Source organism: Clostridium sp. DL-VIII, assembly GCF_000230835.1.
GTDB lineage: Bacteria > Bacillota > Clostridia > Clostridiales > Clostridiaceae > Clostridium.
In genome coordinates this window covers 343140-358295 of sequence record NZ_CM001240.1, presented here as the reverse complement: position 1 = coordinate 358295, position 15156 = coordinate 343140, and the positions used below count along the sequence as shown (strand labels likewise).

General features: G+C 30.3%; 14 protein-coding genes and 1 riboswitch. Of the genes, 4 read left to right on the top strand and 10 right to left on the bottom strand.

The window, feature by feature from the left end:
- Positions 1 to 206: 206 nt before the first annotated feature.
- The 3 genes from CDLVIII_RS01665 (at position 207) to CDLVIII_RS01655 (ending at position 2747) form a co-directional block, all read left to right on the top strand.
- The gene (locus CDLVIII_RS01665) at positions 207 to 1292 is read left to right on the top strand and encodes an HD-GYP domain-containing protein (protein ID WP_009167738.1); all 1086 of its coding nucleotides are present in this window, start codon (positions 207 to 209) and stop codon (positions 1290 to 1292) included.
- Between the two features lie 66 nt (positions 1293 to 1358).
- Positions 1359 to 2324: a glycosyltransferase family 2 protein gene (locus CDLVIII_RS01660; RefSeq protein WP_009167737.1), complete on the top strand. Its 966-nt coding sequence runs from the start codon at positions 1359 to 1361 to the stop codon at positions 2322 to 2324.
- A 9-nt stretch (positions 2325 to 2333) separates the two neighbouring features.
- Positions 2334 to 2747: a GtrA family protein gene (locus CDLVIII_RS01655; protein ID WP_009167736.1), complete on the top strand. Its 414-nt coding sequence runs from the start codon at positions 2334 to 2336 to the stop codon at positions 2745 to 2747.
- Between the two features lie 35 nt (positions 2748 to 2782).
- On the opposite strand, the gene CDLVIII_RS01650 is transcribed toward CDLVIII_RS01655, so the two are convergent.
- From CDLVIII_RS01650 to CDLVIII_RS01625, 6 genes are all read right to left on the bottom strand, one after another.
- A complete protein-coding gene (locus tag CDLVIII_RS01650; protein ID WP_009167735.1) occupies positions 2783 to 2989 on the bottom strand; it encodes a hypothetical protein in 207 nt (68 codons plus the stop codon).
- Between the two features lie 233 nt (positions 2990 to 3222).
- The gene (locus tag CDLVIII_RS01645; RefSeq protein WP_009167734.1) at positions 3223 to 4101 is read right to left on the bottom strand and encodes an aldose 1-epimerase family protein; all 879 of its coding nucleotides are present in this window, start codon (positions 4099 to 4101) and stop codon (positions 3223 to 3225) included.
- A gap of 47 nt (positions 4102 to 4148) precedes the next feature.
- Positions 4149 to 4658 (bottom strand): anaerobic ribonucleoside-triphosphate reductase activating protein, encoded by a 510-nt coding sequence (gene nrdG, locus CDLVIII_RS01640; protein WP_009167733.1) that lies wholly within the window; start codon positions 4656 to 4658, stop codon positions 4149 to 4151.
- 296 nt (positions 4659 to 4954) lie between these two features.
- Entirely contained in the window at positions 4955 to 6877 is a 1923-nt protein-coding gene (locus CDLVIII_RS01635) for an aconitate hydratase (RefSeq protein ID WP_009167732.1), read from the bottom strand.
- A gap of 18 nt (positions 6878 to 6895) precedes the next feature.
- Positions 6896 to 8065 carry a homocitrate synthase gene (nifV, locus tag CDLVIII_RS01630; RefSeq protein WP_009167731.1) on the bottom strand — a complete coding sequence of 390 codons (1170 nt, stop codon included), beginning with the start codon at positions 8063 to 8065 and terminating at the stop codon, positions 6896 to 6898.
- Positions 8066 to 8552: 487 nt separating this feature from the next.
- A complete protein-coding gene (locus CDLVIII_RS01625; protein ID WP_009167730.1) occupies positions 8553 to 10661 on the bottom strand; it encodes an anaerobic ribonucleoside triphosphate reductase in 2109 nt (702 codons plus the stop codon).
- A 532-nt stretch (positions 10662 to 11193) separates the two neighbouring features.
- A riboswitch (TPP riboswitch) is annotated at positions 11194 to 11293 on the top strand.
- A gap of 57 nt (positions 11294 to 11350) precedes the next feature.
- On the opposite strand from CDLVIII_RS01625, the gene thiT reads away from it, so the two are divergent.
- Positions 11351 to 12028 carry an energy-coupled thiamine transporter ThiT gene (thiT, locus tag CDLVIII_RS01620; RefSeq protein WP_009167728.1) on the top strand — a complete coding sequence of 226 codons (678 nt, stop codon included), beginning with the start codon at positions 11351 to 11353 and terminating at the stop codon, positions 12026 to 12028.
- A gap of 150 nt (positions 12029 to 12178) precedes the next feature.
- Here the strand turns inward: thiT and CDLVIII_RS01615 are convergent, their stop codons facing one another.
- The 4 genes from CDLVIII_RS01615 to CDLVIII_RS01600 all read right to left on the bottom strand — a co-directional run bounded on the left by CDLVIII_RS01615 (position 12179) and on the right by CDLVIII_RS01600 (position 14944).
- Entirely contained in the window at positions 12179 to 12367 is a 189-nt protein-coding gene (locus CDLVIII_RS01615; RefSeq protein WP_009167727.1) for a ferredoxin, read from the bottom strand.
- 121 nt (positions 12368 to 12488) lie between these two features.
- A complete protein-coding gene (locus tag CDLVIII_RS01610) occupies positions 12489 to 13328 on the bottom strand; it encodes an Mrp/NBP35 family ATP-binding protein (protein ID WP_009167726.1) in 840 nt (279 codons plus the stop codon).
- Between the two features lie 16 nt (positions 13329 to 13344).
- The gene (locus CDLVIII_RS01605; protein WP_009167725.1) at positions 13345 to 14184 is read right to left on the bottom strand and encodes a hypothetical protein; all 840 of its coding nucleotides are present in this window, start codon (positions 14182 to 14184) and stop codon (positions 13345 to 13347) included.
- Complete coding sequence (locus CDLVIII_RS01600; protein ID WP_009167724.1) at positions 14171 to 14944, bottom strand: prolipoprotein diacylglyceryl transferase; 774 nt, start codon at positions 14942 to 14944, stop codon at positions 14171 to 14173. The genes CDLVIII_RS01605 and CDLVIII_RS01600 overlap by 14 nt, the downstream gene beginning before the upstream one ends.
- Positions 14945 to 15156: the final 212 nt, after the last annotated feature.

Below are 15156 nucleotides of genomic sequence, written 5' to 3'. Positions count from 1 at the left end.
TAAATATTCCTCTAAACTTCTCTAAATTATTTTTTTCCCTATTTACTTGATAATTGCGGCATTTCAAGACAAATAATAATATATTTTTCTCTTGTACCACTACAAATATGTAAAATTTATTGATATACTACTATTATATTTAGTATTTAATTATAGACTGTGTTGGAAATTGTAATATAATCAAAACACTTGAGGAGAAGATAGTTATGAGATTGGTTCCAATTGAATGCGTAAAGCCTAATACAATTATGGGTAAAACATTATATGATTATAATGGTAGAGTCTTAGTAAAAGCCGGTGTAGTTTTAAGTCAGGGAATTATTTCTAAGATAAAAGAAATAAACATTCTATCAATATATATAGTTGATGAATATAGTTCTGAAGAAATCGAAGATATTATTAAACCTGAATTAAGACAAAATGCAATTTTAACAATAAAAGAAGCCTTTTCAAATATAAATAGACTTACCGTTGCTGATAAATTCTCAAAAAAGGAAGCTGCGTATTTTGAAAATATTGGAGACACGGCAGAAAACTTGCTTGAAAATATTTTAAGCAATAAAAATGTATTGATTCCACTAGTAGATATTAGGAGTATGGATAATTATATCTATGCACATTCTGTTAACGTAGCTATAATGTCTCTTGTCCTTGGTATTGCCTTAAAGCTTCCAAAAAGGCAATTACAAAATCTTTGCATAGGTGCTTTACTTCATGATATAGGTAAATCATTTATTTCTAAAGAAATTTTAATGACGAAAGAGGAGCTGACTCCAGATGAAATTTCAATTCTAGAGCAACACCCAACCTTAGGATATAAGTATTTATCTGACTCTTATAATTTAAGCGCACATAGTAAGATGATAACCTTACAACATCATGAAAGACCAGATGGATTAGGATATCCTAAAGGCTTACATAATGATGAAATAAACATGTTAAGTAAAATTGTCAGCATTACTGATGCTTATGATTCTTTATCCGCTGGCAGACCAAATAAAAGAGCATTGTTTCCAAGCGATGTTTTAGAATATTTAATGTCCAACGCAGGAAAAGCATTTGATTATGATATAGTTAATACCTTCTGCAAGATAGTAATTCCTTTTTCTAAAGGCACATTAGTAGAATTAAGTAATGGCGATATAGCTGTGGTTCAAGAAACGTTACCTGGTTTTCCTCTAAGACCAATTGTAAAAATAATTAAAAGCTCTAATGCTAATACAATAGATACAGAAATTAATTTGATAGATATCACTTCATTAGTCATAAAAAATATAAAATACGAGTTATAAATTTCTTGATAATATGTTAATAATAGTAATGTGAAATTTTATATAATGTCTACTGGAGGCGACTTTATGAATGATATACTATACCTTGTAATTCCTTGCTATAATGAAGAAGAAGTTTTACATGAGACTTCCAAAAGGCTGCTAGAAAAAATAAATTATATGATTGCAAATAACCTTATTTCTGATGAGAGTAAAATTCTATTTGTCAACGATGGTTCAAATGATAAAACCTGGAGTATAATTGAGGAACTCAATGTAAAAAATACTATCTTTTCAGGAATCAACTTATCAAGAAATAGAGGACATCAAAACGCTTTACTAGCGGGACTTATGACTGCTAAGGAATATGCAGATATGACTATTTCATTAGATGCTGACTTACAAGATGATGTGGATGTTATAGATAAATTTGTTGAACAATATTATAGTGGCTGTGATATTGTTTATGGAGTACGATGCTCTAGACAAACTGATACTTTCTTTAAACGATCAACTGCATTAGCTTTTTATAAGCTTATGAATGGTCTTGGTGTTGATATGGTTTATAATCATGCTGATTATAGGCTTATGAGCAAACGGGCCTTAGATGGATTAAGTCAATACGAGGAAGTTAATTTATTTCTTAGAGGGATGATTCCCTTAATAGGCTATAAATATTCAATTGTTGAATATGAACGCCATGAACGTTTTGCTGGGGAATCTAAATATCCATTAAAGAAAATGATTGCTTTTGCCCTAGATGGAATAACCTCTCTTAGCATAAAACCAATAAGAATAATAACTTTTCTCGGTTTTACAATATTTTTTATTAGCGGAATCGCTTCTATTTATTCTCTAATAGTCAAATTTTTAGGCACTACAGTGACCGGTTGGACGTCACTAACTTTATCAATTTGGATGCTTGGAGGTATACAGCTTTTATCACTTGGAGTTATAGGTGAATACATTGGTAAAATATATAATGAAACTAAAAGAAGACCTAGGTTTATTATTGCTGATAAATTAATTAATACTAATAAAAGGGATAGTTAGGTATTTTACATGAATAATATTATAAAAAAAGTTAAAGATACTTTTATTTCGAAGCAATTTATCATATTTATTATAATCGGAATTATAAATACATTTAATGGAACTGTATTTTCATATATATATTCTAGTTTTTTGAATGCAACCATAGCATTTTTGCCTGGATATATTTCAGGACTGATTATATCTTATATTTTAAATAGTTTTATCACCTTTAAAGAAACTCTCAGTCTTAGAAAGTTCATTAAATTCACAATATCATCCATGCCTAATTTCATAATTCAATATATTGTTGTGATTATCTGTAGTGCTTTTGGAATACAAAAACTTTTCGCATATTTACTAGCAGCAATTATTGGCGTTCCAATTACATTTTTATTAATAAAATTTTTTGCGTTTAACACTAAAAATATTAATACAGAGTAAAAAGTAAGATAAAAATATTTCAATTATGTTTTATCTTACTTTTTATTTTTCATTATGGCTTTAGATATGTATATATTAACGTTTTCTATAGTTATAATGCCTTTTTCTTTAAGCACTTGTATCTCCCCCAGTACTTCTCCAAAAGACATATTCTCTTTTTTAATTTTTTTTGACTTTAAATATATTTCCCTCTTTTTGAAGGTGTACCTGTGTATATCCTTATTACTTATCTTAACCACCATGAAAATCTCTCCCATTTATTTATCTCATGGTAATTTTATCGAGCTAATTTTATTACTCTTTATTGATTTTAAGTAAATAATTGTAACGTTTTTCATACTTCTATTTTATTCTTTTTTAATTTGTCCACATGTAAATAAAAATAATCCACAGATATATAGGTTTTATTAATACTTTCTGTGAATTATTTTTACTTATTCTATTTCAAGTCAAATTTTAAAGCTTAAATGTAACTTTATATAACCGTTATTTTATAAGTACAACTAAATTCTTTTCCTGGTTTCAATGACAATATGCCTTCTTTTTCACTAAGTTCACCTTCAAAGTTTTCATAATCTGCATGTCCAAACCAAGGCTCTATGCACACAAATGGTGCTCCATCTTTTGGTGCCCAAATTCCCATATAAGTAAATTCTTCAAAGTCAACAATTAATGCTCTATCATTATTCTTTGATCTTATTGTTATTTTATCAGATTTTAAATCATCAAATACTAATGCATCGTCCTTAAATAAGTCTTTTGATAACATAAGTTTATCCGTAGAATTTAAACACTTATCCCTCTTATGAGAAAGATATCCATCCTTTGTAATAATCATTTTCTTACTTGATTCTCTTTCATTGAATTGAAGATAGCAATCTTCTAATGTATCGTTAGTATTATCAATAGGACATATAAACGCTGGATGAGCACCTATTGAAAAATATATTGTTCTATCATCTGTATTTTTAACACTATAGGTAACATTCACAGTATTATCTTCCAACTTATACTTTGATTTCAATGAAAACTTATATGGATATACCTTTAGCGACTCCTCTGAATAATTTAATTCAAAAATTATTTCATCCTCTGTTTTTGAAATTAATTTGAATTCTGATGTCCTAGCTAGTCCATGTTGTGGTAATTCATATATCTTTCCATCAACTCTATATTTTGAATCTATAACCTTCCCTACTATAGGAAATAATATTGGTGCATGATATTTCCAATACTCTGGATCTCCATTCCATAAATATTCAATTTCCTCATTGATGCTTTTTATTGAATGTATTTCTCCCCCATGTGTACTAGCTGTAATTTTAATACATGCATTTTCTAAAGAATAGATCATAATGTTTCCTCCTCGAATTAAAATATATAATCAAAAACCTCATATTATTAATACTCTTTAATTACTATAATTCCTTTTTTTAAACTCTCTTGAACATCTATTATTCTTTGATTACTTGATCCCCTAAATTTAAGTCCATCTTCATGCTTCTCCTCTTGAAACTTCCCATCTACTAAAACATCAATATTATTCAATAAATCGTTCCAGCCTAGTCTTACTTCCTTATTTTCTAAAATATATTCATAAGTATATCCTGTATAACTCCAAACACTTAGTTTTGCTTTTTTAAAAGCTTTTGCCATAATAGCGAATTTATCAGCCTGTTCCCATGGATCCCCTCCACTGAATGTAACTCCACTTAATATTGGGTTTTCTAATGTATCCTTTATAAGCGAATCAATTGATCTTTCTTCACCACCAGTAAAATCATGAGTATCCGGGTTAAAGCAGCCCTTACAATTATGTTTGCATCCTTGAGCAAAAAATACTCTTCTCATACCTGGTCCATTCACCAAACTTTCATAGGCTATCCCAGATAATCTTATAGTTTCTTCCATAATAACGACCTCTTTCTAACTGCTTTATATTATCACATAAAAATCCTCTTATTAATTAATTATAACCTACCTATAAATATATTTACATAATATATTCTAAATAATCTTACAATGATTAACAGTACTTATAAATGATTAGTTATTTAAATACTTATCTTAATATAACAGTTCATTCTTCTTTAGTAATTTATTATTATCTCTTAAATTTTATAAAAGAAATTTATATAAAAAACTCAAGAATTTAATCTTAATAAATTCTTGAGTTTTTTAATTTGTACTATACCGCTATTTTATAGCTAGCTGTTTGCTTTTACATAATTAAGTCTTCCGCCAGCCTTAATAACTGCAATTTCTTTTTCTGTCAAATCAACTTTTGCTTCAAATTCAATTCCTTTAGTTAAGTTCTTCACTATAACTATTCCTGAATCTAATGCAGTTTGAATATTTTCTATCTTTAAATCATCTATTAGATTAATACCATCATAATCTTCTTCATTCTTAAACTCCATTGGAATTATTCCATTGTTAATTAAGTTAGCCTTATGAATTCTTGCAAATGATTTAGCTATAACTGCCTTAACTCCTAAGTAAAGAGGCGCTAATGCAGCATGTTCTCTACTTGAACCTTGACCATAGTTTCCTCCTGCAATTATAAATCCACCATTAAATTCCTTAGCTCTCTTAGGAAATTCTGTGTCTACTGTATTAAAACAGTATTCTGCAAGATACGGTATATTTGATCTAAATGGTAATAACTTCGAATTTGAAGGCATAATGTGATCCGTTGTAATATTGTCTTCAACTTTTATTAATACTTTCCCATCTAATTCTTCAGCTAAGGCTGCACTTACTGGGAATGGTTTAATATTAGGACCTCTAACAACTTCAACTTCAGCATTAGTTGGTGCTGGTGCTAAAATCATAGAATCATCTATTAAGAATTCCTTAGGCATATCTATTGTTAAATCTACATCTACTTCTGTCGGATCAGTTAAAACCCCATTTATAGCTGAAACTGCAGCTGTTTCAGGACTTACTATATATATTTGTGCTGATAATGTTCCACTTCTACCATAGAAATTTCTATTTACAGTTCTAAGTGAAATCGCATCAGTTCCAGGTGACTGCCCCATACCAATGCATGGTCCACAGCCATTCTCAAGAATTCTCGCTCCTGAACTGATTATATCCGCTAATGCACCGTTTCTAGCTATCATTTCCATAACTTGTCTTGAACCTGGACCAATTACTAAGCTTACATTTGGATGAACCTTATTTCCTTTTAATATCTTAGCAACCTTCATTAAATCTTCATAAGAAGAGTTAGTACAACTTCCTATAACGACTTGGTCAACTTTAATATTACCTACTTCACTAACTTTAGCAACATTATCTGGGCTGTGTGGCTTAGCTGTAAGTGGAGTTAATTCACTTAAATTAATTGTGATTACTTCATCATACGCAGCATCTGCATCTGGCTTAAATTCTATAAAGTCCTTTTCTCTTCCTTGTGCCTTGAAAAATTCTAATGTTCTTTCATCACTTGGAAAAATTGAAGTAGTAGCACCAAGTTCAGCTCCCATATTAGTTATAGTAGCTCTTTCTGGAACTGAAAGTGTCTTAACTCCTTCACCAGCATATTCAAAAACTTTACCAACTCCACCTTTTACGGTTAATATTCTTAATACTTCTAGAATGACATCTTTTGCTGCCACCATTCGGTTTAACTTTCCAGTAAGTTCAATTTTTACAACCTTAGGAGTGTTTATGTTATAAGCTCCGCCTCCCATAGCAAGAGCAACATCTAATCCACCTGCACCCATAGCAAGCATACCAACTCCACCTGCTGTTGGTGTATGGCTGTCAGATCCTATCAATGTATCTCCTGGAGTTGAAAATCTTTCTAAAAATATTTGGTGACATATTCCATTACCTGGTTTAGAGAAATATACTCCATATTTAGATGCAACTGTTTGAATGAACTTATGGTCATCTGCATTTTCAAAGCCCTGTTGCAACATATTATGATCTATAAATGCTACTGACTTTTTAGTCTTTACTCTGTCTATGCCCATAGCTTCTAATTGAAGATATGCCATAGTTCCAGTGGAATCTTGAGTTAAAGTCTGATCGATCTTTAATGCAATAGGTTCTCCGGCCTTTAATTCTCCCTCAACAACATGACTCTTTAAAATTTTATAAACTAAATTATCTCCCAATTTTTCTTCCCCCTGTTTCTATTGCTTATTTTTTTCTTCTAATCGTCTATGATACTCTTTATATAATTGAACTACTTCTTTATCGAATAAAGTTCTCTTTAATCTAACTGCTGTAGCTCTTACAAGTTCAAGTATTCCTTTTGCTTCATCATCTGTAAGTTCTCTATTATATTCTCTAAATTTATTTATTATTGAAGCTCGTCCTGAATGCTTTCCTATAACAATCTGCCTTTCAAGACCAACTATATCTGGATCAAATGCTTCATAATTCTTAGGATCTTTTATTGCTCCATCTGCATGAATTCCTGATTCATGTGCAAACATATTTGTTCCAACAATAGCTTTCCAGATTGGAAGTTCTCTTCCTGATGCTCTTGATACATATTGTGATACTTCTCTAAACATTTGGGTATTTATTGCTTCACCATTATATCCATATACAAGCATTAATGCCATTATAACTTCTTCTAATGCTGCATTACCCGCTCTTTCCCCAAGGCCATTTACAGTTACTCCAACATGGGTTGCTCCACCTTTAATACCTGCTACAGCATTAGCTGTTGCCATTCCAAAATCATCATGTGTATGCATTTCTATATCAAAGCCTGTTTTATCATATATATATTTAATATCATCTCTAATTTTAAATGGCTCCATAATTCCTACAGTATCACAATATCTAAATCTATCTGCACCTGCTTGTTTAGCTGCATTAATATATTCAACTAAAAAGTCCTTATCTGCTCTAGATGCATCTTCCCCGTTAACAGATACATAAAGACCATTTTTCTTTGCAAATTCTACAGATTTAACCATGCTTTCTAATACCCATTCTCTAGATGTTTTAAGTTTATGCTGAATGTGTATATCTGATACTGATATTGATATGGCAACTGCATCAACTCCACAATCTATTGATTGTTCTATATCGCTGACTACAGCTCTATTCCATGCCATAATACTAGGTTTCAAATTTCTTTTTACAATTTCTTTTATAGCCTTCTTTTCGTCCCCACCCATTGTAGGAATTCCTACTTCTAGTTGATCAACACCTAAGTCACTTAACATTTCTGCTATTACTATTTTTTCTTCATTAGCAAAAACTACTCCTGCTGTTTGTTCCCCATCTCTAAGAGTGGTATCTACTATAGTAACTTTTTTGTTATTTTTTAAATTACTAATTGCCATTGCAATCCCCCCACTTTATATTATTACTTATAGCTTAAATCAAATTTTATGTATATTTATAATATCATATATAGGTAAAAGTATACAAGAATTATTTTCTTCCTTTTGCAACAAATCACGATTGCTCCTTCATGATATTTTAAAATCTATTTAAATTAGGAAGAAATTTCCCTTGTTATTGCAAGTTTTTTTTTCAATATTGCATAGTTTAAGAAATTCAATCTTTTATTTTTCTAACAAATTCATGCAATTTGATTTGTATTTATACTAAACAATTACATAATTATGTAGAAAAATTTAATATATAGCCAGATATATTAAATTTTAGTGTATAAATATAAAAAAACTATGCTAAGATAAAATTTTAACAACCGTTAATTTATTTTTATCCTAACATAGTTTCTTAAATTAATTACCCCAAACTAACTTTGAAAATAAGAATAATCAAATTTTACTATTTAAAGTACTTACAATCACTAATAATTTTTTAATAATGATGACCATGGTTCTCTGTATGTGATATCCTATCTTCTCTTTCATGATACTTTCCAGCTCCAAATCTTTCATCTAAGCTCAAATATCCTGTAACTCTAGATATTCCTTGTATATTTGTACTTCCACACTTTGGACACTTACTTTGATTCTCATGTAAATAAGTACCACATTCCCTACAGTATCTTATGTGAAAATTAATTCCCATATAACTAATATTAGTGTTCTTGTATGCATAGTTTAGTATATCCATTATTGTTTGTGCATCTGGCGAATCATCCACCTCAATATAACTTATATGCCCACCATTACAAAGTTTATGATATGGTGCTTCAATATCAATTTTATCTTTAATAGATATCGGATAACCTACTGGTACATGGTAACTATTTGTATAATATTCCTTATCTGTTACACCTTTTATTATTCCAAATACTTTTTGATCTTGTTTTATAAATTTACCTGAAAGTCCTTCTGCTGGAGTAGCATAGCAGCTCCAATTTAATTTATATTCTTCTGTAAGTTTATCACAATATTTTCTTATATGTTCAATGATTTTCATCCCCAGTTCTCTTGTTTCAGCATCTTCACCGTGATGTTTCCCTCTTATAGCTACTAAAGTTTCTGCAAGTCCTATGAATCCAATTCCCCAAGTTCCTTGCTTCAAAATTGGTTCAATAGAATCATCAGAAGTTAAGCCTTCTGCTCCCCTCATAAGCCCTTGACCTGCAACAAAAGGTAAATCTTTAACTCTTAGTTTTTTTAATATGTTATATCTATGCATTAAAGATTCTTTTGCTAATTCAAGTCTTGAATCTAATATCTCAAAAAACTTATCTATATCCCCTTTAGCCTGCAAACCTATTCTTGGAAGGTTAAGAGTTGTTGGTGCTATGTTTCCTCTTCCTTTACATCCTGGCTCACCATTTATATTTTTCATAAGGTAAGTTCTACATCCCATAGTCGCAGGAACATAGCCTTGATCATAATATTCTTTATTGAAATCTGCATCAATATTCATAAACGTCGGATTCATTCTCTTTGCAGCCACTCGACAGGCTAACTTAAATAAATAAAAATATGGATCATTTTCTTCTCTATTAACACCTGATTTTACTCTAAAAATTATGTTAGGGAAAATAGGCTGCTCTCCTTTACCTAACCCCTTTTCATATTCTAAAAGAAAAATTTCACATACTAATGCGGCATCTCTACTTGTAGGTAGACCAATGTTTATTGAACTAAATGGAACTTGAGATCCAGCTCTTGAATGCATTGTGTTAAGATTATATACAACTCCCTGCATAGCTTGATGTATTTTCTTTTTTACTTTTTCTTCAATTAAATCTTCTATCTTTTCTTCTGATATTCCCAATTCTATTAGTTCTTCTCTAATTTCATCTCTGGTAGGCTCGACAAATATAGCCATATCATTATCAAAATCTGGATGAGATTGCCCTCCAAACATATCATTTTGAGTTGACTGTAACAATATACAAGATAATTCAGCAGCCGTCTCTATTCTTCTAGGAGCATTAATTGTTCCATACCCAGTATTAAATCCATTTTCAAGTATCTCTCTTGTTGGTATGTGTAAGCAGTTTACTGTCAAGTTATAGCTGTCTAAATCATGATAGTATAAATCGCCTACTTCGTGAGCTCTGGCTAAATTCTTAGGCATTATGGCTAAAGTATTCCACTTATTCGATTCAGAAGCTATTCTAAGAAGCTTAGAACTAAAATTATTTCCTACATTTGCATTATCTCTATCAGTCTCAATTCCAATCTGCCTTATAGCTTTCATTAAATCTGATTTTATTTCTCTAACCTTTGTTCTCTCACTTCTGTATGTTGAATAAGCAATTGATATATCTTTATGCTCTCCATCTTTCAATGCTCTCTCTACAGAATTCTGTATTTGTTCTACGGTTATTGATCCTGTATATTCTGCTTCAATATACGTGATTGCTTTATGTACCGTATCTAATACTTCACTTTCTTTCAAATTTAAACCGATTTCACTAGCTGCTCCCTTAATCGCCTGACCTATCTTGTCAGAGTTAAACTCAACTTCTCTCCCATCCCTTTTCACAACATATAGCATTATTATTCCCTCCGTGGCACAATATATAGTATTATTACTATCGTATATTATACTGTATTAGGTATTCATTAGCAATAGTTCTATTTTTTTATTTTTAAGCATCTACATTTTAATTATCATGATTTACACCCAATTATCTTTAAATTTAACTTGTTTTTGATGTTTTTATTAAGTTGACTTTTTAAAATCATCCCTAGGCTTGTCTTTTACATAACTTATATTATTTAAAATCTTTATAGATGAATACATATTTCTTCAATTGTAAATAATATTATCAAAGAAAATTCATGAAAGGATTTATTTAAATATGAAAGATTTTGTGTTAGATTCCACTTACAAAGATTCAATCATTGTTAATAGTAATGGTGATATTATTACAACTGCATCATGTAATATACCTTCTAATAGCATCGTTCATCATGGTGTAAACTTAAATAACACCAATCTTAACTATAGCAATACTCACCGGAAAAATGACAAGTTCAACAGCTATAATCTAATTGACTATTTTTAACTATAGGTATAAAATATAGTAATGTGCTAGGGGAGCCATTGGCTGAGATTTGATATTCATAAACCCTTAAAACCTGATCTAGTTAATTCTAGCGTAGGGAATGCAACCTTATAAAATTTTTTATTCTATATTATTAGGTTGAGAATCTCCAAGCACAATTAAGGAGGTTTTTTTTATGTCACTTTTTAATGATTGGGCTGAACAATTTTCTAGTTATTTCTTAGAATTACCACAACATATTACAGATATATTAGCAAGCCCTATGTCTATTATTACTTTAATCGGTTGTATATTATTGCTTATAGTTTTAGTAAAAGCTAAAGGAATAAAATTTACGCCTCAGTTAATTGCCAGAATTGGAATAGCTTTAGCATTGGCTACTATATTAAAAATACTGAGGTTATATCACTTTCCTCAAGGTGGAAGTATCACTTTAGGCAGTATGGTTCCTGTGCTCTTTATAGCCTTTATGTATGGTCCACAGGTTGGATGCTTAACCGGCTTCCTTTATGGAGTAATTACATTATTCTTAGACCCATATATTTTACATCCAGTTCAAGTATTATTTGATTACCCACTACCATTCGCGGCCCTAGGCCTTGCTGGTTTCTTTAAAGATAAGAGGCTAATCGGGACAAGTGTAGCTGTATTTGTAAGGTTTATATGCCACTTTATTTCTGGCGTTGCTTTCTTTGGATCATTTGCACCAGAAGGAGTGTCTCCAATTGTTTATTCACTAATTGTTAATGGACCTATGGTAGGAATAGAAGGAATTATATGTTTAGTTATTTTAACAGTTCTTCCTTTTGAAAGAATAATCCACGCATCCTCAATAAAGGCATTACACAGTTAGATATTGATCTTATAAAAACCAATTATAATTTTATATAGAAATAGGCTTGATACTTTCACTATATCAAGCCTATTTTAGATTAAATGATACTACTTTTTAATATATAATTTTCTTTTAAATGTCCAATTTGTACTTGTAATTAAACTTTTATTATTCTACCGTAATTGCGTTAACTGGACAGCTTTCTTCAGCTTCTTTTGCTTCATCAACACAACCATCTGGAACTTCATCAACTACAGCTCCAGCTTTTCCATCATCCTCCATTTGAAAACATTCCGGACATATAGATGGACATAATCCACATGCTATGCATGTATCTTTATCTACATTTGGTTTCATAATTTATTTCATCTCCTCAATCTAGAATTACATAACTTATTATTTCCCAAGGAATATTAAGTTATGTATATGTATAATTTAAAATCTAAAATAAATTTATAAAACCATAATATAATTATTTTTAATATAATCCTTCAAATATTAATGAATATAAAGGATTTTCTCTAACATATTCTTCTGCTTTTCCTTCTTCCAATGCTTCTGTAAATTCAATATTAATAGGTAATTCTCCAATCAATGGTATTCCTAAATATTCAGCATTTTCTTCTGAGGATTTTCTGCTAAATACTCTTATCTTTTTTTCACAATCTGGACAGTTTATATATGCCATATTTTCTACTACACCTTTGATCTTAACGCCTATTTTTTCAGCCATTATTACTACTTTCTTAACTATCATTGATACCATATCTTGTGGAGTAGACACTATTACAACTTCGTTAATTGGGAACTCCTGCATTACAGTCAATGCTATATCTCCAGTACCTGGAGGCATATCTATAAGTAAATAATCAAGTTCTCCCCAATTAGTCTCTATAAACATTTGTTTTAATACCCCTGTGATTACAGGTCCTCTCCAAATAACAGGCTCATCTTCTACTGCTGTCAGAAGATTCATAGAAATCACCTTTATTCCGCTCTCTGTTGTTACAGGTTCAAATCTTACCATATCATTTTCCAATGGAATTATAGTAGCTCTTTTACTGTTTACTCCAAAAAACCTTGGCATAGATGGTCCTGTAATATCTGCATCTAGAACTCCAACTTTATAGCCTTTCTTAGCTAACATAGTTGCCATCATTCCAGTAACTGTTGATTTTCCAACTCCACCTTTTCCACTTATAACTCCTATAACATTTTTAATTTTGCCATATCTAGATATAAGTTTTAAGCTTTCTTCCTTACATCCTTCACCTTTGGATGTACATGTATCCTTACTTTTACAATTTTCACAACTCATACTATATTATCCTCCCTTACCAGTCTTGTGGCACTTTACCTGGCTCACTTACTTTTATGTCCCAATCTTTATTATAATTATATTCTGCTATTACATAGTAATTTTCAGAAGATTTATCTTTCTTATTATCTATTGTTATCAATGTTTTAAAAAGTGTAGTATTAAATCCTCGGTTCTTTACCTTAACTATTACATCAAAATCCTCAGGATTTTTATCTACCAAATCACTATTAGGTAACTCTGCATTTAAATTTTTCTTAAATTCCTCTAAGTCTGTAGAAAAAACATACTTCAAACAGTCTGTATCTCCCTGTATATCGATTCCTACCTTGCTTCCATCTGCTAGAGCATCCTTTTTAGTTTCAATAACCTTTAATATTGATTGATAATATATATAATTAAAGTCCCTAGGCTTTCTAATAAATGAAAGATTCTCCATTATCGTATTTTCTAAATTTTTCGGAACTGAAAAAGCATCATTTTCATCATAAAAGTTTCCTGTTCCTTTCTCATTTGCCCCAACTACATATTGGTATTTTTTCACTTCATCTCCAGTATATATTTCAAAAATATAATCCGGCGCTAGTGAACTCTTTTTTGATACTTCACTTCCATCAGATAGTATATCATAAATGTCATCTATTGCTTTACTATCATTAACAATAAATCTGAACCCGCTATCCCTAACACTCTGTATTACTATTTTATCAACTCTATTTTGTTTTATATAATCAAACTTTTGATTTTTTAGGTTTAATTTTACTTCTACATTATTAATAAAATCACAACCAGAGAGCATCATACTTGTAATTATTAATATAGATAAAGCAATAATTGAAAACTTATTTTTCTTCAATTCTTTTCTCCGCTCCTTTAAAAATCTTATGTTTATAATAAATACTAATCCCTAGTATCAAAGTAAATATTGCAATAAATTGTGATGTAGAAAAAATTCCAACACTACCCCTTGGATCATTCCTTAAAAATTCCACTAAAAATCTCCCTATACTATATATTATTAAGTATAAGCCCACAACCTTACCAGATTGCCTTTCTCTTTTGCTATAGTATAAAAGTAAAAAACCTAGTAAAAAATCAAAAATAGATGAATATATTTGTGTTGGTTGTAAATATACGCCTGCTGGTGCTAGGGAATTTTCCGGAAATTTAACACCTATAGGCAGAGTAGTTTCTTCACCATAACAGCATCCTGCTAAAAAACATCCAATCCTCCCAAATCCTTGAGCTATTGCGAGCCCTGGAACCGTCATGTCTAAGATCTCCATGAAATTCCAACCTTTTCTTTTACAATATAAATATATAGCTATGGCTCCACCACCTATAGCTCCATAAATTACAAATCCATATCCAAAGTTCAATAATATGCTTGGATCTTTTATAATATCTTTAATTTCAGTTATTATAAATAATGCCTTACCTCCAAATATACCGCCAAGTACTGCAAAAATAACTAAATTCAATAAAAGTTCTTCATCGAATCCTCTATTTTTTCCCTTATTTATAAATAAAGTGGCTGCAATTATTATTCCAATTGCAATCATTAATCCATAACTCTTTATTTGTATCCCAAATACCTCGAATAGTATTATCCTCATTACTCCCCTCCAAACGTCAAATAAGTATCAAGGAGAAGCTCTATCCGCCTCTCCTTGATACTTAAATTATAATACTTATCCGTACCATTGGCAAATCTTATTTACTTTACAAAAACATCCGAAAATAAATATTTTAATAAAGTTTATATTTGAAGTATAAACTAAGGCAAGTCTTCATTATACAAAATATTATAAGTTTAATTTTCCTATTA

Bases quoted from the DNA above. Each gene is read 5' to 3' on its own strand.
- CDLVIII_RS01665 (WP_009167738.1), top strand. From the start codon at position 207: ATGAGATTGGTTCCAATTGAATGCGTAAAGCCTAATACAATTATGGGT.
- CDLVIII_RS01660 (WP_009167737.1), top strand. From the start codon at position 1,359: ATGAATGATATACTATACCTTGTAATTCCTTGCTATAATGAAGAAGAA.
- CDLVIII_RS01655 (WP_009167736.1), top strand. From the start codon at position 2,334: ATGAATAATATTATAAAAAAAGTTAAAGATACTTTTATTTCGAAGCAA.
- CDLVIII_RS01650 (WP_009167735.1), bottom strand. From the start codon at position 2,989: ATGGTGGTTAAGATAAGTAATAAGGATATACACAGGTACACCTTCAAA.
- CDLVIII_RS01645 (WP_009167734.1), bottom strand. From the start codon at position 4,101: ATGATCTATTCTTTAGAAAATGCATGTATTAAAATTACAGCTAGTACA.
- nrdG (WP_009167733.1), bottom strand. From the start codon at position 4,658: ATGGAAGAAACTATAAGATTATCTGGGATAGCCTATGAAAGTTTGGTG.
- nifV (WP_009167731.1), bottom strand. From the start codon at position 8,065: ATGGCAATTAGTAATTTAAAAAATAACAAAAAAGTTACTATAGTAGAT.
- CDLVIII_RS01625 (WP_009167730.1), bottom strand. From the start codon at position 10,661: ATGCTATATGTTGTGAAAAGGGATGGGAGAGAAGTTGAGTTTAACTCT.
- thiT (WP_009167728.1), top strand. From the start codon at position 11,351: ATGTCACTTTTTAATGATTGGGCTGAACAATTTTCTAGTTATTTCTTA.
- CDLVIII_RS01615 (WP_009167727.1), bottom strand. From the start codon at position 12,367: ATGAAACCAAATGTAGATAAAGATACATGCATAGCATGTGGATTATGT.
- CDLVIII_RS01610 (WP_009167726.1), bottom strand. From the start codon at position 13,328: ATGAGTTGTGAAAATTGTAAAAGTAAGGATACATGTACATCCAAAGGT.
- CDLVIII_RS01600 (WP_009167724.1), bottom strand. From the start codon at position 14,944: ATGAGGATAATACTATTCGAGGTATTTGGGATACAAATAAAGAGTTAT.